The following is a 508-nucleotide window of genomic DNA, read 5'->3' as shown; positions in this document are numbered from 1 at the left end:
ACACTGTCGTGCTGTTTATTTGAGAGACTCTATGACAGGTTAATCCTTACCCCAATACATCTACGGAGGGATAAGTTTCAGCTGTCATGTTTCAATTTTCAGCTTGTTCCAGATTGTTAAAGAGCAATATCTTAAACACGACTCGCAAGAGTCATCTTTAAGATAATCAGTCACGAATGACCGGTGATAATGTCTTTCACTCATTATCGGATGGCGTCCCCAAGGGGATTCGAACCCCTGTTACAGCCGTGAAAGGGCAGTGTCCTAGGCCTCTAGACGATGGGGACACAAAATCCGATTAAACCCAGGGTTTAACCGTTTCTCGTATCAGCATGAGTCCAGAAGACTCATTACATCAACAGGTAGCGCTTTGCTCATTACTTTTCATCAGACAATCTGTGTGGACACTGCACGCAACTGCATATCTTTAGGTAAGGAGGTGATCCAACCGCAGGTTCCCCTACGGTTACCTTGTTACGACTTCACCCCAGTCATGAATCACAAAGTG

Annotated in this window: 1 tRNA gene and 1 rRNA gene; both read right to left on the bottom strand. The window is 44.9% G+C overall.

Going from position 1 to position 508, the window contains the following annotated elements:
* Positions 1-211: 211 nt before the first annotated feature.
* Positions 212-287, bottom strand: a tRNA-Glu gene (locus JHD74_RS26025).
* Between the two features lie 145 nt (positions 288-432).
* A 16S ribosomal RNA gene (locus JHD74_RS26020) occupies positions 433-508 on the bottom strand; the annotation flags it as partial.

The organism is Serratia sp. ASV30, from assembly GCF_016428815.1.
Classification (GTDB): domain Bacteria; phylum Pseudomonadota; class Gammaproteobacteria; order Enterobacterales; family Enterobacteriaceae; genus Chania; species Chania fonticola_C.
The sequence above is the reverse complement of the archived record's forward strand: the minus strand, read 5'-3'. Positions and strand labels throughout refer to the sequence as shown.